Origin of the sequence: Mitsuaria sp. BK041 (genome assembly GCF_014193085.1) — a bacterium.
Classification (GTDB): Bacteria; Pseudomonadota; Gammaproteobacteria; order Burkholderiales; family Burkholderiaceae_C; genus Roseateles.
The window spans coordinates 3,584,767-3,603,549 of sequence record NZ_JACHYT010000001.1; the positions used below are offsets into that span (position 1 = coordinate 3,584,767).

At 69.5% G+C, this 18,783-nt stretch carries 14 protein-coding genes and 3 tRNA genes; 2 read left to right on the plus strand and 15 right to left on the minus strand.

Going from position 1 to position 18,783, the window contains the following annotated elements:
• Nucleotides 1–3: 3 nt before the first annotated feature.
• The 7 genes from FHT38_RS15205 to apbC all read right to left on the minus strand — a co-directional run bounded on the left by FHT38_RS15205 (nt 4) and on the right by apbC (nt 10,752).
• Nucleotides 4–2,142, minus strand: a complete 2,139-nt coding sequence (locus FHT38_RS15205) for a SelB C-terminal domain-containing protein (RefSeq protein ID WP_183492258.1) — start codon at nt 2,140–2,142, stop codon at nt 4–6.
• Entirely contained in the window at nt 2,139–3,695 is a 1,557-nt protein-coding gene (gene selA, locus FHT38_RS15210; protein ID WP_183492259.1) for an L-seryl-tRNA(Sec) selenium transferase, read from the minus strand. Before selA ends, FHT38_RS15205 begins: the two co-directional genes overlap by 4 nt.
• A gap of 20 nt (nt 3,696–3,715) precedes the next feature.
• A complete protein-coding gene (gene fdhE / locus FHT38_RS15215) occupies nt 3,716–4,777 on the minus strand; it encodes a formate dehydrogenase accessory protein FdhE (RefSeq protein ID WP_183492260.1) in 1,062 nt (353 codons plus the stop codon).
• The gene (locus FHT38_RS15220; RefSeq protein ID WP_183492261.1) at nt 4,774–5,394 is read right to left on the minus strand and encodes a formate dehydrogenase subunit gamma; all 621 of its coding nucleotides are present in this window, start codon (nt 5,392–5,394) and stop codon (nt 4,774–4,776) included. The genes fdhE and FHT38_RS15220 overlap by 4 nt, the downstream gene beginning before the upstream one ends.
• Before the next feature lie 19 nt (nt 5,395–5,413).
• Nucleotides 5,414–6,370, minus strand: a complete 957-nt coding sequence (fdxH, locus tag FHT38_RS15225) for a formate dehydrogenase subunit beta (protein WP_091733978.1) — start codon at nt 6,368–6,370, stop codon at nt 5,414–5,416.
• 9 nt (nt 6,371–6,379) lie between these two features.
• On the minus strand, nt 6,380–9,448 hold the full coding sequence (gene fdnG / locus FHT38_RS15230; RefSeq protein WP_183492262.1) for a formate dehydrogenase-N subunit alpha: 3,069 nt from the start codon (nt 9,446–9,448) through the stop codon (nt 6,380–6,382).
• A 209-nt stretch (nt 9,449–9,657) separates the two neighbouring features.
• Nucleotides 9,658–10,752, minus strand: coding sequence for an iron-sulfur cluster carrier protein ApbC (gene apbC, locus FHT38_RS15235; RefSeq protein ID WP_091733984.1), 1,095 nt, complete (start codon nt 10,750–10,752; stop codon nt 9,658–9,660).
• Nucleotides 10,753–11,034: 282 nt separating this feature from the next.
• On the opposite strand from apbC, the gene FHT38_RS15240 reads away from it, so the two are divergent.
• Nucleotides 11,035–11,991: a glycosyltransferase family 32 protein gene (locus tag FHT38_RS15240; RefSeq protein WP_183492263.1), complete on the plus strand. Its 957-nt coding sequence runs from the start codon at nt 11,035–11,037 to the stop codon at nt 11,989–11,991.
• A 140-nt stretch (nt 11,992–12,131) separates the two neighbouring features.
• Here FHT38_RS15240 and FHT38_RS15245 read toward each other — a convergent pair.
• From FHT38_RS15245 to tolB, 7 genes are all read right to left on the minus strand, one after another.
• Nucleotides 12,132–12,207, minus strand: a tRNA-Lys gene (locus FHT38_RS15245).
• 161 nt (nt 12,208–12,368) lie between these two features.
• Nucleotides 12,369–12,444: transfer RNA gene (locus tag FHT38_RS15250), tRNA-Lys, on the minus strand.
• Nucleotides 12,445–12,467: 23 nt separating this feature from the next.
• Nucleotides 12,468–12,543: transfer RNA gene (locus FHT38_RS15255), tRNA-Lys, on the minus strand.
• An 87-nt stretch (nt 12,544–12,630) separates the two neighbouring features.
• Nucleotides 12,631–13,443 (minus strand): ThiF family adenylyltransferase, encoded by an 813-nt coding sequence (locus tag FHT38_RS15260; RefSeq protein WP_091733988.1) that lies wholly within the window; start codon nt 13,441–13,443, stop codon nt 12,631–12,633.
• A gap of 22 nt (nt 13,444–13,465) precedes the next feature.
• On the minus strand, nt 13,466–14,269 hold the full coding sequence (ybgF, locus tag FHT38_RS15265; protein ID WP_091734171.1) for a tol-pal system protein YbgF: 804 nt from the start codon (nt 14,267–14,269) through the stop codon (nt 13,466–13,468).
• A 15-nt stretch (nt 14,270–14,284) separates the two neighbouring features.
• A complete protein-coding gene (gene pal / locus FHT38_RS15270; RefSeq protein WP_183480897.1) occupies nt 14,285–14,815 on the minus strand; it encodes a peptidoglycan-associated lipoprotein Pal in 531 nt (176 codons plus the stop codon).
• Nucleotides 14,816–15,091: 276 nt separating this feature from the next.
• A complete protein-coding gene (gene tolB / locus FHT38_RS15275) occupies nt 15,092–16,369 on the minus strand; it encodes a Tol-Pal system beta propeller repeat protein TolB (protein WP_255488818.1) in 1,278 nt (425 codons plus the stop codon).
• 295 nt (nt 16,370–16,664) lie between these two features.
• On the opposite strand from tolB, the gene FHT38_RS15280 reads away from it, so the two are divergent.
• Entirely contained in the window at nt 16,665–17,267 is a 603-nt protein-coding gene (locus tag FHT38_RS15280; RefSeq protein ID WP_183492264.1) for a hypothetical protein, read from the plus strand.
• Here the strand turns inward: FHT38_RS15280 and rng are convergent.
• Complete coding sequence (gene rng / locus FHT38_RS15285; RefSeq protein WP_091733996.1) at nt 17,246–18,730, minus strand: ribonuclease G; 1,485 nt, start codon at nt 18,728–18,730, stop codon at nt 17,246–17,248. The genes FHT38_RS15280 and rng overlap by 22 nt on opposite strands.
• Nucleotides 18,731–18,783 lie beyond the last annotated feature (53 nt).

Here is an 18,783-nt window from a genome sequence, read left to right on the forward strand (position 1 = left end):
TGTTCATGGGGGGTGGGCGGCGGTGGCGGTGGTGTGGCCGTCCTCCTCCATGAACAGTTGGCAGTCGTTCCGCAGGCGATGGGCGTCCCCCACGCGCCGGAGCAGTCCGACCTTGTCGAAGAACTCCAGCACCTGGATGGCGCGCTTGCGGCCCAGGCCGCTGCGGTCGCGGAACTCCGCGGCCTTCACGTCGCCGTCGGCTGCGGACTCCCGCGCGATCCGTGCCAGAGCCTGGATCGCCGGGGGCGCATGGTACAGGTCCTTCACCACCTGGAACAGTTCCCCGCGCTGGGCCAGCCGTGCCAGCGTCGTGCGCACCAGCGCCTCGGGCTCGCCGGCCTCCTTGGCCAGGTCGCGGGCCCAGACGCCTTCGAAGCCGGCCGCCAGCAGCCGCGGCATGACCTTCTGGGCCAGCCGCTCATCCAATGCCGACAGCTGCACCCCATGCGCCGGCAGATGCACGGTCGCCCCGCTGACGACGACGCGCCCTGCCGCGGCCAGCCGCTGCACGAGCGCGCGCCACAGCGGCTCGGCCATGCGCGGCGCGGCCAGCCGGCGCCAGCGCGCGAGGTCGGGCCCGAGTTCCTCCGGCTGCTCCTGGTGATAGCGCTGCAGGCGTTCCTGCGCGGTGTAGGCCCACTGGGCCGTCTGCGCGGCGCCGAGCGCCCACAGCGGCCCGTCGGCGCCCGGCACGACGGTGATGTCGCCCGCCGCCGCGGTGCCGGCGCTGCCCGCCGCGTCCCCCGTCGCCACGCTCGCCGCACCGCCCCCGGTCGTCCCCGCTCCACCCGCAGCGCCGACCCCCGCCACCAGCGCCGCGCGGGTTCCCCCGGCAATGCCCTGCCCGGCCGCAAAGCGGACCAGGTCCACGCCCATCGGCGCCTGGCCCAGCAGCCCTTCGAGCCGCTGCAGCGGCGTGTCCGCCGTCAGCGCGACCAGTTCCGCGAGCCGCTGCGGCGTGCGTCGATAACGCGCCGGCGCCTGCGGATCCAGCACGACGCCGCCGGCCAGCGCCTGCGTCGCCGAGGCATCGCGCAGCACGATCCGATCGCCGGCCCACGCGCCGATCGGTCGGTGCAGCACCACCTGAACGAACGCCTCGCCGCCGGGCTGCAGCGCCTCAACCGGCCTGCCGCCCAGGCCGCCGAGCACCGCCACCGAGCCCGTCACCTGCGCCGCGCCGACATGCACATGCACCGGCGTGCCGCTGCGCAGCGCCCGGGCCTCCTCGGGCCAGAGGCGCAGCCGCGCGTCCAGGCGCTCGGTCCACTGGGCGACTTCCGGCGCGGCCAGCCACTGGCCGTGTCCGACTTCCTCCTTCTCGAGCCCGACCAACCCGATCGCCACGCGCTGCCCGGCCGACGCCTTGACCGCCACCGCGTTCTGCGCATGCAGGCTGCGCACCCGCGCGCGCAGCGGCGCCTGGCCCGGCGCGGGCGGCAGCACCACGAGCTCGTCGCCGACGGCCAGCTCGCCCGCATGCGCGGTCCCCGTGCAGACAGTCCCGACGCCCGGCAGGCTGAACACCCGATCGACCGCGAGCCGGAAACCCAGCCCAGCCCCCACGCGCGGCGGCAGCGCCGCGGCTTCGGCGATCAGGTGCTCGCGTAGCGGGCGCACGCCGGCGCCTGTTGTCGCGGCGACCTCGAAGATCGGCGCGCCCGCGAGCGCCGTGTCCGCCACAAGCGCCCGGATCTCGTCATGCCGACGCGCACGGGTCGCGGCGTCCACCCGATCGCATTTGGTCAGCGCGATGGTGGCCCGCTCCAGGCCCAGCAGCGACAGCAGCGCCAGGTGCTCGCGGGTCTGCGGCATGACGCCGTCATCGGCGGCCACCAGCAGCAGCGCATGGTCGATGCCGGTCGCGCCGGAGAGCATCGTGTGCACCAGGCGCTCATGCCCGGGCACGTCGACGAAACCGATGCGCCGGCCGGCACCGTCGCCCCCTCGCCCCCCCTCGCCGCCCACGCCCTGGCCTTCGCCCCGCCCCTGGCCGGGAACAAGGTCCAGATACGCATACCCCAGCGCGATGCTGATGCCACGCCGCTTCTCTTCGGGCAGGCGGTCGGTGTCGACGCCGGTGAGCGCCTTCACCAGCGTCGTCTTGCCATGGTCGATGTGGCCGGCGGTCCCGACGATCACGCGAGCGACTCCTTCAGCTGCGCGAGCTGCTCGATGAACGCCGCCTCCTCGCGCGCCTCGTCCAGGCAGCGCAGGTCCAGCCAGAGCTCGTCCGACTGCACCCGCGCGATCACCGGCAGCGGCAGCGCGCGCAGCGCGGTCTGCAGCTCGTCGAGCGCGCGCCCCACGCCGCGCTTGCCCGGCAGTTGCGGCGTCAGCACCAGCCCCACCGACGGCAGCGTCTCCACCGGCAGCGACCCCGAGCCGATCTGTCCGCGCATCGTGCTCACCCGCACCGCGAAGCGCGGCGCGACCGCGGCCTGGACGCGCGCCAGCAGCCGGTCGGCCTGCGCCTCGATCTGATCGACCGGGCGCGTCAGCAGCCGCAGCGTCGGCAGGTCCTGCGTCAGCCGGTCCGGCCGCAGGTACAGCCGCAAGGTCGCCTCCAGCGCCGCCAGTGGCAGCTTGGACAGCCGCAGCGCGCGCTTCATCGGGAACTTGCGGATCTGCTGGATCAGGTCCTGGCGGCCGACGATCAGACCGGCCTGCGGCCCGCCGAGCAGCTTGTCGCCGCTGAAGGTCACCACGTCGCAGCCGTCGGCCAGCATCTGCTGCGGCAGCGGCTCGGCGGGCAGGCCCCACTGCGCCAGGTCCACCAGCGAGCCGCTGCCCAGGTCCGTCATCAGCGGCACGCCCGCCGCCCGGGCGATCGGTGCCAGCGCCGCTTCGCTGACCGAGGCGGTGAAGCCCTGGATCGCGTAGTTGCTGGTGTGGACCTTCAGCAGCAGCGCGGTGTGCGGTCCGATCGCGGCCTGGTAGTCCCGCGCGTGGGTGCGGTTGGTCGTGCCGACCTCGACCAGCTTCGCGCCCGCCGCCGCCATCACGTCGGGCATGCGGAAGGCGCCGCCGATCTCGACCAGCTCGCCGCGCGACACGATGGCCTCCTTGCCGCCCGCCAGCGCCGCGATGCCCAGCAGGACGGCCGCGGCGTTGTTGTTGACCACCGTCGCCGCCTCGGCGCCGGTGATCTCGCACAGCAGCGACTCGACCAGGCTGTCGCGGTCCCCGCGCTCGCCGCGCGCGAGGTCGAACTCCAGGTTGTTCGGCGATCCCATGCAGGCCAGCACCTGCTGCAGGGCCTCGTCGGCCAGCAGCGCGCGGCCCAGGTTGGTGTGCAGCACCGTGCCGGTCAGGTTGATCACGCGCCGCATCCGGGGCGCCAGCCGCTGTTCGCAGCGCCGCTCGAGCTCGGCGGGCAGGTGTCGCAATTCATGTGCCGCCAGCGTGCCCTCGACCGCGCGGCGACGCCAGGCCTCGAGCAGCCGGCGGGCCTCCCCGGCCACGAAGGCATGACCGTGGCGCGCCATCAGGTGGGTGACGGCCTCGTCGCGCAGCAGGCGGTCGACGGAAGGCAGGTCCTTCGGCGCGGCGCCGGTCGTCCCGGTGGCCGGGCCGTTGGCGCCGTTGGCGCCGCTGGTGGCCGTAGCCGCCGCCGCGGCGGTCGCGGCCGTGGTGCCAGGAGTGGAAGGGTCGGAAGCGGCTGCCGGGGAGCCTGCCGTCGGACCATGAACCATGGATGCCTCGGGCCTCATGCTCAGCGCCCTCCGGGATCGGGAGGCGGCGCGCCGGGCCGACCCGGCGGATCGAGGCCCGCGCCCGGGCCGCCATCCAGCGAGGCCTCGGCCTCGCCCAGGATCAGCATCGGATTGAAGCCCTGGCGCACCAGGCCGAGCTCGCCGACCAGCAGGTCCAGCGTCAGCGTGGCGAGGTCGTCGGCCAGCGGCTCGACCTGCAGGTCCTTCTCCATGTGGACCTGCTTGAGGTAATGCCCGCAGGTCTCGCAGCACTCGGCGGCGACCGCCTCGGCCTTTTTCCCCTCGTCGTCGACCAGCGTCTGGAAGCTGATGCCCTTGGTGCCCTGGCAATGCGTGCACTTGATGCGCACGTAATGCCATTGCGCGCCGCACAGCGAGCAGGCCAGGAAGCGCTGCCCGGACTGCTCGGCCGCGACGCGGGTGATCGAGGCCACCGGCCGCGAGCCGCAGCACGGGCACACCGTGGGGTCGTCGATCATGCCGAAGGGGGCAACGTTCTCGCCTTGGTCGCTGCGCTCGTAGCGCTCCTGCAAGCCGGTGACCAGCCGCGTCCAGTACACCTGCAGCGCCGCGGCGACCAACGGCGCCGCCGCCGGATCCAGGCCCGGTCCGCCGCCCGCCAGCAGCGCGGCGGCCTGCTGCTCCAACCAGCCCTCGTCGGCCTGCGCCAGCCGGGCGACCAGCGCCTGCGCCGGTTCCGGGATCGCCGCGCCGCGCATGGCGGTCAACAGCGCCTGGAGCTCTTCGCGCCAGACGGCGTCGCGCGGATGGCTCTGGGCCTCCACCGGCGGCAAGCCACCCACCATCGCGCCATTGATCAACACCTCGTCCGGCAGCTTCAGCGCGCGGGGCTGCTTCAGCAGCTCATGCTGGCGCTGCGCCAGCTCAGCCACGAACAGCAGGTAGTCCCGCATCGCATGCCCGTCGGCCAACTGGCGCAGCCGCAAGGCGCGCTCGGCGAAGAGGCCGGGTTCCGGCACCTTCACCGGCGCCGCGCGGGCGCCGGCATTGACGGCGATCTCTTCCGGGCTCATCACCCGGATGGGGCTGCTGGGGGTCATGCGGGGGGACGCTCCTTCACTGCCTTGTGCCACAGCGGATGATGGTGCGCGGCCCAGGTGTCGGTGACTGTGCCACGGGTCATCGCCCGGAACGAGCCCTTGACCCAGATCGCGGCGTAGACATGGATGATGATCGTCAGGATCAGGATCGCCGCCGCCGCCGCATGCAGCACCACCGCGATGCGGCGCATCAGGATGTTCCCGTCGGGGAACCAGGCGTGCCAGAACATGAAGCCGGTCACCAGCAGGATCAGCAGCGACACGACCATGATCCAGAACACGATCTTCTGGCCCGCGTTGTACTTGTGCGCCGGCTGCGTGCCGTGCTTGTGGCCGCCGAAGATCATGTCCCCGCTCTGGCGCATCCATTGGCGGTCCGCGTCGGTCCAGCGGTTGTCCCGCCACAGCTGCGCGGCCAGGAACGCGAACGCGACCACCATGCCCAGCCCCATGTAGGGGTGCAGGATGCGCGCCCACGGCCCGCCGCCGAAGAGATGGCTCAGGAAGAACAGGCTGGGATGGAAGAAGGCCAGGCCCGACAGCCCGGCGCACAGGAACAGCAGCACGATGAGCCAGTGGTTGATCCGCTGGCTGTCGCGATAGCGTTGCAGCAACATGTCGATCTCCCGGTGAAGGTCAGAGACCACCGCCCGCCGGCGGCACGGCGGGGTCGCGCGGCGCGTCGCCGTGCTTCGCGCGCTCGTAGGCGAGTTCCTCGTCCTCGTCCGGCTCGTCGTGTCCGGTCTTCTGCGGCCCGACCTTCATGTAATGGAAGAAGCCCGCCACCGCCGCGCCGATCATCGCGGCCACCGCCAGCGGCTTGGCCGCGCCCTTCCACAGCGACACCAGCGGACTGATGTGCGGATCCTTGGGCAGGCCGTGATAGAGCTCGGGCTGGTCGGCATGCTGCAGCACGTACATGACGTGCGTGCCGCCCACGCCCTGCGGGTCGTAGACGCCGGCGTTCTGGTAGCCGCGCTCCTTCAGGTCGACGATGCGCTCGGCGGCAAACTCGTGCATGTCCTCCTTCGAGCCGAAACGGATCGCGCCGGTCGGGCAGGCCTTCACGCAGGCGGGCTCCAGGCCCACGCCGACGCGGTCGGAGCACAGGCTGCACTTGTAGGCCTTGTTGTCGGCCTTGCTGATGCGCGGCACGTCGAACGGGCAGCCCGTCACACAGTTGCCGCAGCCGATGCAGTGCTCGGAGATGAAGTCGACGATGCCGTTCTGGTACTTCACGATCGCGCCGGGCGCGGGACAGCTCTTCAGGCAGCCGGGGTCCTCGCAGTGCATGCAGCCGTCCTTGCGGATCAGCCACTCCAGCTTGTTCTCGACGACCTCGACCTCCGAGAACCGCATCACCGTCCACGACTGCGGCGTCAGGTCACGCGGGTTGTCGTAGGTGCCGTGGGTGTCGCCGACATCGTCGCGCAGGTCGTTCCACTGCATGCACGCCACCTGGCAGGCCTTGCAGCCGATGCAGGACGACACATCGATCAGCTTGGCCACCTCCGGCGTGGTGCGCCGCGCGTCGGGACTGGGCAGCGTCGTGGCGGAGCGCAGCGCGATGTCCAGGGATTGCAATGAAGACATGGCGGTTCCTCAAGCTTTTTCGATGTTCACGGTGAAGCTCTTGAACTCCGGCGTCTGGGTGTTGGCATCGCCCACGAAGGGGGTCAGCGTGTTCACCAGATAACCGGGCTTGGCCACGCCGACGAAGCCCCAGTGGTTGGGCAGGCCCACCGTGTGGACCCGCTTGCCGCCGACATCCAGCGACGCCACCCGTTTGGTCACCACCGCCACGGCCTTGATGAAGCCGCGGTTGGAACTGACCTTCACCTGGTCGCCATTGGCGATCCCCTTCTCCTTCGCGAGTTCCTCGCCGATCTCCACGAACTGCTGCGGCTGGATCACCGCGCTGGTCCGCACGTTCTTGGTCCAGTAATGGAAGTGCTCGGTGAGCCGGTAGCTGGTCGCCACGTACGGGAACTTGTCCGGCTTGCCGAAGGCCTCGCGGTCGGCCTTGAACACCCGGCCCGCCGGGTTGTTCATCGCCTTGGCGTTGTTCGGGTGCATCGGGTTGACCGTCAGCGGCGACTCGAAGGGCTCGTAATGCTCCGGCAGCGGACCGTCCACCATGCCGCTGGGCGCGAACAGCCGCGCCACGCCCTCGGCGGTCATGATGAAGGGCCGCACCGCGTCCTCGTCGTTGGGATTGGCGTCGGGCCGGATGTCCGGCACGTCCGAGCCGCCCCACTTGTCGGTGAAGGACACCAGCCGCCGCTTCGGATTCCATGGCTTGCCGGTCGGGTCGCAGGAGGCGGCGTTGTAGAGCACGCGCCGGTTCGCCGGCCAGGCCCAGGCCCAGTTCAGCGTCTGGCCGATGCCCCACGGATCGCTGTTGTCGCGCCGCGCCATCTGGTTGCCGGCCTGCGTCCACGAGCCGGTGTAGATCCAGCAGCCGCTGGAGGTCGAGCCATCGTCGCGCAGCAGGCCGAAGCCCGACAGCTGCTCGCCCGCCTTGGCCAGGACCTTGGTCGGGTCCTTCGGATCGGTCACGTCGGCCAGCGCCTTGCCGTTGTATTCCATCGCCAGCTCCTCGGCCGAGGGGCTGTGCGGGATCTTGTAGGGCCAGCTCAGGTTGACGATCGGATCGGGGAAGGCGCCGCCGTCCTTCACGTACAGCGCGCGCAGGCGCAGGAAGATCTCCGCGATGATCTCGGCGTCGCCCTTGGCCTCGCCGGGGGGCTCGGCGCCCTTCCAGTGCCACTGCAGCCAGCGGCCGGAGTTGGTCAGCGAGCCCTCCTCCTCCGCGAAGCAGGTGCTCGGGAAGCGGAACACCACCGTCTGGATCTCCTCGCTCTTGACGTCGTTGTGCTCGCCGTAGTTCTTCCAGAACTCGGCGGTCTCCGTGTTGAGCGGGTCGATGATGGCGAGGAACTTCAGCTTGGACAGGCTCTCGACCACCTTCTTCTTGTTGGGGAAGGAGCCCACCGGGTTGAAGCCCTGGCAGATGTAGCCGTTGACCTTGCCCTGGTGCATCAGCTCGAAGGCCTGCAGCACGTCGTAGCCCTTGTCCCACTTGGGCAGGTAGTGGAAGGCCCAGTCGTTCTCCTTGGTCGCGGCCTTGCCCCACCAGGCCTTCTGCTGGCTGACGAAGAACTTGGGATAGTTCTGCCAGAAGCTCATCTGGTTGGGACGCAGCGGCTTGAGCGCGCGGGTCTTGTAGTAGGTCTCGAGGTCCTGCTCCGAGTCCTTGGCCAGCGACATGTAGCCCGTCAGCGAGGTCGACAGCAGCCCCAGGTCGGTCAGGCCCTGGATGTTGCTGTGGCCGCGCAGCGCGTTCATGCCGCCGCCCGGCTGGCCGATGTTGCCCAGCAGCAGCTGCATCAGCGCGCCGGTGCGGATGATCTGCGAGCCCTGGCTGTGCTGCGTCCAGCCCAGCGCGTACATCACCGTCATCACCTTGCCGGGGACCGAGGTCTCGGCGATCTGCTTGCAGACCTCCAGGAACTTGTCCTTGGGCGTGCCGCAGATCTCGCTCACCTTCTCCGGCGTATAGCGCGCGTAGTGCTGCTTCATGACGTTGAGCACGCAGCGCGGGTGCTGCATCGTCATGTCGACCTTGGCGAAGCCCTTCTCGTCCATCTCATAGGCCCAGGACGCGTTGTTGTAGGCGCGCTTGGCCTCGTCGTAGCCGGAGAAGAGGCCGTCCTCGAACTTGTAGCCCTCGTTGATCAGGAAGGTCGCGTTGGTGTAATGGCGGACGTATTCCTTCTGGATCCTGTCGTTGCTCAGCAGGTAATTGATGACACCGCCGAGGAAGGCGATGTCAGACCCCGCGCGGATGGGCGCGTAGTAGTCGCTCATCGCCGCCGAGCGCGTGAAGCGCGGGTCGACCACGATCAAGCGGGCCTTGTTGTGGTGCTTGGCCTCGATCACCCACTTGAAGCCGCAGGGGTGGGCCTCGGCGGCATTGCCGCCCATGATCAGGACGAGATCGGCGTTCTTGATGTCCACCCAATGGTTGGTCATCGCACCGCGACCGAACGTCGGGGCCAGACTGGCCACCGTCGGTCCGTGTCAAACGCGGGCCTGGTTGTCGAACGCGAGCATCCCCGTCGAGCGCATCGCCTTGTGGGTGATGTAGCCCGACTCGTTCGAGGACGCGGAGGCGCAGATCATGCCGGTCGAGAGCCAGCGGTTCACCGTCCTGCCATCGGCGTTCGCGGCGATGAAGTTGGCGTCGCGGTCCGCCTTGAGCAGCTTGACGAAGCGGTCCATCGCCTCGTCCCAGCTGACGCGCTTCCACTCCTTGGATCCGGCCTCGCGGATCTCCGGGTACTTCAGCCGGTTGGGGCTGTGCACGAAGTCCAGCAGGCCCGCGCCCTTGGGGCACAGGGTGCCGCGATTGACGGGGTGGTCCGGGTCGCCCTCGATGTGGATGATCTCCGGGGTGACGTTCTTCGCCTTGTCCCCCAGCGAGTACATGATGATCCCGCAGCCCACCGAGCAGTAGGGACAGGTGTTGCGGGTCTCGGTTGCCCGGGCGAGCTTGAACTGGCGCGTCTCGGCCAGTGCGGCGCTTGGAGAGAACCCCAAGGCCACGAGGCTGGAGCCCATCACGGCCGCCCCGCTCACCCGGAAGAAGTGCCTCCGGTTCATGTCCATCTCGTGTGCCTCCTGGGTTCGACGCCGTTGCCGACCTGGGTGAATTGCACGACCGTCACGCGGTCCGTCCAAGTATTTCGGCACAAAGCCCGGGCTTTGTCCAATACGGACTCACCCTTTGACGAGAGGACGAACCGCAGGACGCACGACGGATGGGAGAGGTTTTTCCTGAGCGCACCGTTGTGCGCTGCAGCAGCCGGCGGCGAGGGTCAGGTGTTTTTCGAGATGGTGATCGTCGGGAATTTCGACGAGTAGTCCTTGGCCTGCCCCGCCAGCTTCACCGCGATCTTGCGGGCGATCTGGCGGTAGGCCTGGGCATGCGGGCCGTCTGGCTCGGCCACGACGGTGGGCTTGCCGCTGTCGGCCTGCTCGCGGATGGACAGCGCCAGCGGCAGCGAGCCCAGCAGCTCCTGGCTGTACTGGTCCGCCATGCGCTGGCCGCCACCGCTGCCGAAGATGTGCTCGGCATGGCCGCAGTGGCTGCAGATGTGGATGGCCATGTTCTCGACGATGCCCAGGATCGGCACGCCGACCTTCTCGAACATCTTCAGGCCCTTCTTCGCGTCGATCAGCGCGATGTCCTGCGGCGTGGTGACGATCACCGCGCCGCTGACGGGCACGCGCTGCGACAGCGTGAGCTGGATGTCGCCGGTGCCCGGGGGCATGTCGATGACCAGGTAGTCCAGGTCGCGCCAGCGCGTCTGGCGCAGCAGCTGCTCCAGCGCCTGGGTCGCCATCGGGCCGCGCCAGACCATGGCCTGGTCGTCCTCGACCAGGAAGCCGATCGACATCAGCTGCAGCCCATGCGACTCCAGCGGCTCCATCGTCTGGCCGTCGGTGCTCTCCGGCCGGCCGTGGACGCCCAGCATCAGCGGCAGGCTGGGGCCGTAGATGTCGGCGTCCAGCAGGCCGACGGTGGCGCCCTCGGCCGACAGCGCCAGCGCCAGGTTGGCCGCCGTCGTGCTCTTGCCGACACCGCCCTTGCCGGAGGCGACGGCGATGATGTTCTTCACGCCCGGCAGCAGCTGCACGCCGCGCTGCACCGCGTGCGCGATCACCTTGCTGCTCAGCCCGACGCTGACGTTGCCCACGCCGGGCACCGAGCGGGCCGCCGCCACGAGCGCGGCGCGCAAGCCGTCGATCTGGCTGGCCGCGGGATAGCCGAGCTCGACATCGAAGCTGACCGTGTCACCGGCGATCTTCATGTTGCGCAACTGCTTCGTCGAAACGAAGTCGCGACCGGTGTTGGGGTCGATGACCTGTTGCAAGGCCTGGAGCAGCTGGGCTTCTGGGATCTGGGACATGGGCGTGCGGCGGAGCGGGTCGCGAGGACCCGGGGGATCGGAAAACGGACGGACGGGCGAACGGCGGGAGCGCCCGCTCGAGCGGGGCGCACGGGCGGCGGACGCTCGGGCCGAGCAGTCTAGCCCAGCCTGAAAAGGCCTCTGGTGGGCGGCGGAACCTCCACACCCGCAGGCCCACCTGCCCATTGAAGGAAATGCCGTTCATGCCGAGTCAGAGGGACGCCCAGGTCGACCGATCGAGGCCATGTCCTGCCGCCGCGCGCTCGCCCAGCATGCAGGCCCATGAAATTCAAGATCTGCGCCGCACTCCTGCAACTGATGCGCCCGGTCGCCGGCAGCCTCCACCGCCTATGGGCGCGAAGCCCTGGCCGGCGCAAGACCTGGTCCAGCCGAGCGCTCGTCGAGCCACCCCGACGCCCGGTCCCGCGCCTCATCTGGAGCTACTGGCATGACGCCAACCTTCCCGCGGTCGTCGCGGCCTGCGTGGCGAACTGGCGGCGCCACGCGCCCGGCTACACGATCCGACTGCTGCACCGCGACACGGCGCTGGCGGCGCTCGACGGGCTGCCGCTGCCTCGCGCCTTCGATGCCTGGCCGGCCTATCGGCAGGCGGACTGGTTGCGTGTCGCGCTGGTCGGCCGACATGGCGGGCTGTGGCTCGATGCCAGCGTGTTCCTGACGCGCTCGCCGGATTGGCTGCTCGCGCTGGCCACGCGCCGGCGGGGATTCGCGGGCTTTCACCTGAACGCAGGGGACGCCGGCGCCAGCGGGCCGGCGGCCTGGCCCTACCTCGAGAACTGGTGCTTCGCGGCACCACCGGGCGACCGATTCGTGCTGGCCTGGGAGGCCGAGTTGCGGCAAGCGATGCGCCACGGCGAGACCGCCTATCTCGCGCAGCTGGGCGACGCGCGGGATGCCCTGCTGGCAGGCATCGATGGGCCGCACTACCTGGTCATGCATGTGGCGGCTCGCGTCGTGCTGCGACGCGACGGGCCCTTCAACGTGCATCTGCTGCCGGCGGAGGATTCGGCCTTCTTCTACCAGTCTCGCACCGGCTGGCGCCGTTGGCGGTTGATGCTGGCCCTGCTCGGATGGGGGCGCCGCCAGGACACGCCGCTGGTGAAGCTCCGCGGCACGGAGCGGCATCGACTCGGCGCGCAGTGCGCGCAGCGGGCTCCGTTGCGGCACAGCCTCGTCGCGACGGAATTGCCGGAGCTCGCAGTGCGCCCCCGCGCTTGAATCGCCAAGCGGCGCAAGCTTCAGGCCAAGCGGAAAAGAAAAAAGGCCGCAGCGGTTGCTGCGGCCTTTTGATGCTTTTTGGCGCCTTGCTGGCGGCTCCGGGATCGATTCAGCGTCGTGATCCGATGTCGGAGCGAATTTGGTGGGCCCTGAAGGATTCGAACCTTCGACCAACGGATTAAGAGTCCGCTGCTCTACCAACTGAGCTAAGAGCCCGAGAATCTTTTCGTTCCGCTGGATTCTCTTGAATCCGGCGAAGCGGCGATTATGTCAGATATTCAGTCCGCTTGGCACCGAATCCTCGCTGACTTCGTTTCGTCGTCCAGGAATCGCACGCGAGTTGCGATTTTCATGTCGACGATCCGACAAGGATCGGTTGGTGGGCCCTGAAGGATTCGAACCTTCGACCAACGGATTAAGAGTCCGCTGCTCTACCAACTGAGCTAAGAGCCCCCAAGAAAACCATCCGAAGTGGGTGGTGGGTCGTGCAGGATTCGAACCTGCGACCAACGGATTAAAAGTCCGCTGCTCTACCGACTGAGCTAACGACCCGAAGCCGCACTTCAAGCAGTGAAGGCCGGGTTGCCCCGACCTCCGCTACGTCGCTTCGAGGTGTTTGCCCCTCAGCAGAGCCTCAGATTATAGGACGGATTTTTGCGATCGCGCAAGCGCCTTCAAATAGCGCCGCACCAACTCCGCCGCAGCGACCATGCCGAACCCGGCCGTGACCGCCACGCTCGAGCCATAGCCATGGCAATTCAGGTTGGCGTCCAGGTCGCAGGCCGCCACGCCCTCCGGCCGGGTGACCGGCTCGCGCGAGAACACGCAGGTCACGCCCATCTTCCCGGCGCGTGGCGCCGCATGGAACTTGCGCAGCCGCTGACGCAGGTTGGCCAGCAGCGGATCGTGCGTGGTCTCGGCCAGGTCCAGGATCTCGACGTCCTGCGGCCGATGCTTGCCGCCGGCCGCGCCGATGCAGACCTGCGGCAGCTGCAGGGCCCTCGCCCAGGCCGCGATCCGCGCCTTGGCGCGCACCTGGTCGCAGGCGTCGACGATGCCGTCCACCTGCACGTCGCCCAGCAGCGCGGGCCAGTTCTGGTCGTCGACGAAATCCTCGATGGTGAGGACCTCGCAACCCGGATGGATGTCGGCGATGCGCTGCTTCAGCGCCTCGGCCTTGGCCATGCCCAGCGTGCTGCCCAGGGCCTGCACCTGGCGGTTGATGTTGGATTCGGCGACATGGTCCAGGTCGACCAGCACCAGGCGGGCCACGCCCATGCGGGCCAGCGCCTCGACCACCCAGGAGCCCACGCCGCCCAGGCCGACGACGCAGAAGCGCGCGGCGCGCAGCCGCGCGTAGTCGCGCTCGCCATGCAGCCGGCGCAGGCCGCCGAAGCGGCGCTCGGCGTCCGCTTCCAGGTCGAGGGGGCCGTGCCCGGTGTCAAGGCTCACGATGGTCGCGCGGGGGCGCGGCTCAGCGCAGGCCGGCCGCGCGTTCCTTGGCGGCCCGGGCCGCCTCGCTGCCGGGATAGGCCTTCTGCAGGTCGTCCAGCGTCTTGCGGGCGCTCTTGGTGTCCTTGAGCTCGATCTGGCAGTTGGCGATCGCCAGCAGGCTCTCCGCGGCGCGCGGGTGATCCGGATTGGCGGCGACGAAGGCCTTGAAGGTCGCGATCGCGCCCTTGTAGTCGCGCTTGCCGTATTGGGCATTGCCCAGCCAGAAGCGCACCGAATCGGAATAGCCGCTCGCCGGGAACCGGGTCAGGAAGGTGGTGAAGGCGGACACCGCCTCATTGAAGTCGCCGCGGCGGATCAGGCCCATCGCGGCATCGAACTGGCGCTTCTCTTCCGGATCGGCCTGGAATTCCTTGCCGTCCAGCGACACCTTCTGCGGCTCCAGCGGGCGCAGCCGGTTGTCGAGCGTGGCCGACTGGTCGGCCACCTTGCGCTGGGTATCGGACAGGTCGCGCGCCAGCTGCTCGTTCTGGCCGCGCATGCGGGCCAGGTCCGACTTCAGCGCCTCGATCTGGCCGGAGAGGTCCAGCAGGCCGCGCCGGGCGGTCTCGAGCTGGTTCTGCAAATCCGAGATCCGGGCACGCTGCGACTCCTCGTTCTGCGCCATCTTGGTTCGCAGGTCGAGGATGGCCTTGCGGGCCTCGTCGTCCTCGAACAGCGCGGCCCGCGCGGGACCGGCGGCGCTCAGCGCCAGCAGCACGCCGAGCAGCGCGGCACGCGCCACGGCCGTCGGCGAAGAGGGGAAGGAACGGAGGGGTCGCAGCATGCTCATGTCACCGGATTACTTGTCGCGCAGCTCGACGCGGCGGTTCTTGGCCCAGGCTTCCTCGTTGTGGCCGGTGTCGGCCGGACGCTCCTTGCCGAAGCTCACCGGTTCGACCTGGTTGGCGGCCACACCCAGCAGCGTCAGCGACTTGGCGACGGCTTCAGCGCGCTTCTGGCCCAGGGCCAGGTTGTACTCGCGGCCGCCGCGCTCGTCGGCATGGCCTTCCAGGCTCAGCGCCAGCGTCTTCTTGTTGTTCAGGCGCTTGGCGTGGTTCTCGATCAGCGAGCGGTACTCGTCCTTGACGACGAAGCTGTCGAAGTCGAAATACACGACGCGCTGGTTGGACACGGCCGCGTCCAGCTGGGCGCCCAGGTCCACGGTCTGCACCGGACGCTGACCGGCGTTGTCGGTGGTCGGCGGGGTCGGGGCGGTGGTCTGCGTCGGGGTCTTGTTCTCGACCGGGGCCGGCTCATCCAGCTTGGTCGAGCTGCAGGCGGTCAGGGCTGCCGCGGCCACCAGGCCAAGCATCAGTTTTTCGATTTTCATGGGCATACGCTCCTATGGGTCAAAGCGGGCGGGGGTTACGGGCAGGACATGGCGGTAGGACTACGCCGCCGGTGAAGCCGCAGGAAACAGCAATTGTGAAGCATCGGCCGAGAGGTCCGCGAGGCAGGCCCGCGCGGGCGGCCAGTCGTCCGACACGTCGCGCTCATGGCTCGCACGCGGCGGGCGAAGCGCGACGCCAACGTAGGCAATCCATGTGCCCGGCGTTGCGAAAGCCTCGGGATTCTCGACAGGACGCAAGGCCGGCACCTGTGCCGCTCAGTTCCCGAACGGGCCCCACGCGGGCTCGCGGATGTCGGAAACCCCGGGCGTGGCGAGCTTGGCTTTGACCTTGCCGTCGAGCGTGGTGGTCATCAGCACGTCGCGGCCGCCGGAGCGGGTCGCGTAGACGATCAGCTTGCCGTTGGGCGCGAAACTCGGGCTCTCGTCGTCGCTGGTGTCGGTGATCTGCTGCACCTGGCCGCCGGCCAGGTCCATCACGCACAGCTTGAAGGTGCCGCCGCCGACGCGGGTCACGTAGGCCAGCGTGCGGCCGTCCGGGCTGATCGACGGGCTGATGTTGTAGTTGCCGCTGAAGGTCACCCGCTCCGCGCTGCCGCCGCCGGCGGGCATGCGGTAGATCTGCGGGGCGCCGCCGCGGTCGCTGACGAAATAGATCTGCGCGCCGTCGGGCGAGAAGGTCGCTTCCGTGTCGATGGCCGAGGTCTGCGTCAGGCGCTTGGCGCCGGAGCCGTCCTTGTTGATCAGGTACAGCTGGGAGCCGCCCTCGCGCGAGAGCGTCACCACCAGCTGCTGGCCGTTGGGCGAGAACGCCGGCGCGCTGTTGGTGCCGCGGAAGTCGGCGACCTTGCGACGGCGGCCGCTGCGCAGGTCCTGGATCCAGACCACCGCTTTGCGCGACTCGAAGCTGACGTAGGCCACCTCGTTGCCGTCCGGCGACCAGGCCGGCGAGATGATCGCCTCCGGGCTGTTGAGCACGGTCTGCTCGCCCTCGCCGTCAGCGTCGGAGACCCGCAGCGAATAACGCGGGCCGGCCTTGTTCACGTAGACCAGGCGGGTCGCGAAGACGCCGCGCTCGCCGGTGAGCTTCTGGTAGATGGCGTCGGCGATCTTGTGGGCCGCCAGGCGCAGGTCCGCGGCGACCACCGGCACGCTCTCGCTGCCCAGCTCGGTGCCCTTGACGACGTCCCACAGGCGGTAACGCACGTCGAAGCGGCCGTCGGCCAGCCGCGTCGCGGAACCCGCGGCCAGCGCGTCGGCGGCGCGCGCGCGCCAGTCGACGAACTGGGGTTGGGAGGTCTCGGTCATGCCGGCCTGGCCGGGCACGATGCTGAACTGGCCGCTGCGCTCCAGGTCGGCGCGGATGATCGCCGCCAGCGGCTGGCCGGTGGCCGACTCGTTGTTGAAGTCGCTGATCGCGATCGGCAGCCGGGTGGCGCCGACACCGGCGATCTCCACCCGGAACTGGGCCAGCGAAGGCATTGCCACTCCGGCGGCCAGGCCACCGAGCAGTCCGCGGCGCGTCAGCGCGCCCATGCCTTGAGGAAGAAGAGCGGAGGGGGAGGCAATCGTCTTGGTGCTCATCGGCTTGCGGAACGAATGGAGGCCCGATTGTGCCCGAGGCCTGTGCGGTTGTTACGAATCGGCGAGGTTACAAAGGGCAAAGCGGTCGGCAAGCGACGCGCCAGCCCATGCAGGTCGGTGCCCTCCCTCGATGCGGGTGGCTCGAAGCCACTGGCCTCAACTTCGGCCATGGCTGGCCCGGGGACAACTCCCCCAGACTTCGCGGTTCGCCACCTTCCCCGCCCTTGCCGTCGACACGAACCGCCCGATGACCAGCACCGCCTACAAGCATTTCATCGCCGCCTCGGCCCATCTCCATCGCCTGGTCCGGGCGCAGCTCGTCGGGGACGACGGCCTGCCCCACGCGCCGACGCAGATCCTGGGCGCCGCGCGCCTGGCAGGGCTGCTGATGTTCCGCGGCTTCCGCGTCGACAGCAGCGCCCTCGCGCCCGGCATGCGGATGCTGTCCGATGAAGCCCGCCTCGGCGGCCTGCGCCTGCGCGACGCGCTGTTCGCGACCTTGCGGCAACTGGGCCACTCGCTCGGCCCCGACGACCTGGACCCGCACTGCATGACGCCGGCGCTGTCGCGGCTGGCCTTCGTCGAGGTCCATGAGCGCCTCACCCCGTCGACGCTGGCCTATCTGGAGCAGTCGCCGATGGGCGTGCGCAACGCGGCGCTCGCGGCGGCGGCGGCCTGCGCCGGACTGGTCCACGACCACGTCGCCGCCCTGCCCGCGCACCAGGCGGCGGCCCTGGCCTGCTGCGGTTTCGACGAAGGCCTCACCACCGTCCCCTGGCCCCTGCGACCGGCGCAGCTCGTGGCGACGCGCGGCTGGGCCGCGACGGCTCACATCAGGACGATGTCGTAATGCTCGGTCTGGTTGGTCGGCTCGGCGGTCAGTGAGATCGGCTTGCCGATGAAGTCCGACAGCCCGGCCAGGTGCTGGCTTTCCTCGTCGAGCAGCATCTCCACCACGTTGGCCGCCGCGACCACGCGGAACTCCCTGGGATTGAACTGCCGCGATTCGCGCAGGATCTCCCGCATGATCTCGTAGCAGATGCTTCGCGCGGTCTTGACCTGGCCGCGGGCCTCGCAGGTGGGGCACGGCTCGCAGAGCATGCGGGCCAGCGATTCGCGGGTGCGCTTGCGCGTCAGCTCGACCAGGCCCAGCTGCGTGAAGCCGCCCACCGTCACCTTGGTGCGGTCGCGGTTGAGCTGCTTGCGGAACTCCTGCAGCACCGCGGTCTTGTGTTCCTCGCGCGTCATGTCGATGAAGTCGACGATGATGATGCCGCCCAGGTTGCGCAGGCGCAGCTGCCGCGCGATCGCGCCGGCCGCCTCGAGGTTGGTCTTGAAGATCGTGTCGTCGAAGTTGCGCGCGCCGACGAAGCCGCCGGTGTTCACGTCGATCGTCGTCATCGCCTCGGTCTGGTCGATGATCAGGTAGCCGCCGGACTTCAGGTCCACCCGCCGCGCCAGCGCCCGGGCGATCTCCGCGTCGATGTTGTTCAGGTCGAAGATCGGCCGCTCGCCCCGGTACAGCTCCAGCTTCGCCGTGGCGGCCGGCATGTAGGTCTCGCCGAACTGGCGCACCACGTCGTACTGCAGCTTGGCGTCGATGCGGATCGAGTTGGTCCGCTCGCTCGCCAGGTCGCGCAGCACGCGTTCGACCAGGCTCAGGTCCTGGAACAGCAGGCTGCCGGGCGGCAGGCGCAGCGACTTCTCGCGGATCGACGCCCAGGTCTTGCGCAGGTAGGCGATGTCGGCGCCGAGCTCCTCATCGCTCGCCTCCTCGGCGTTGGTGCGCAGGATGAAGCCGCCGGTGTTGCCGTCCTGGACCCCGGCCGAGACCAGCGTCTGCATGCGCGCGCGCAGCGCGTCGCGCGCCTCGGGCGAACCGATCTTCTGGGAGATGCCGATGTGATTGTCCTGCGGCAGGTGCACCAGCAGCCGACCCGCGATGGAGATCTGCGTCGACAGCCGGGCGCCCTTGGTGCCGATCGGGTCCTTGATGACCTGCACGGTCAAGGCCTGGCCCTCGTAGACGAGGCGCTCGATCGGGGTCGCCTGGCCACTCTCGCCGTGATGGCCGCGCGGGCTCACGCCGTTGAGGTGCAGGTCGGCCACGTGCAGGAAGGCCGCCCGCTCCAGGCCGATGTCGATGAAGGCGGACTGCATGCCGGGCAGCACCCGCGCCACCTTGCCGAGATAGACGTTGCCGACGAGGCCGCGTTCCAGCGTGCGCTCGATGTGCAGTTCCTGCACGGCCCCGTTCTCGACCACGGCCACCCGCGTCTCCTGCGGGGTCCAGTTGATCAGGATGTCTTCCATGTTCTTGTGCTCCAGCGCTCTCGTCAGCCTCGGGGCTGGCGGCAACGCTCGAG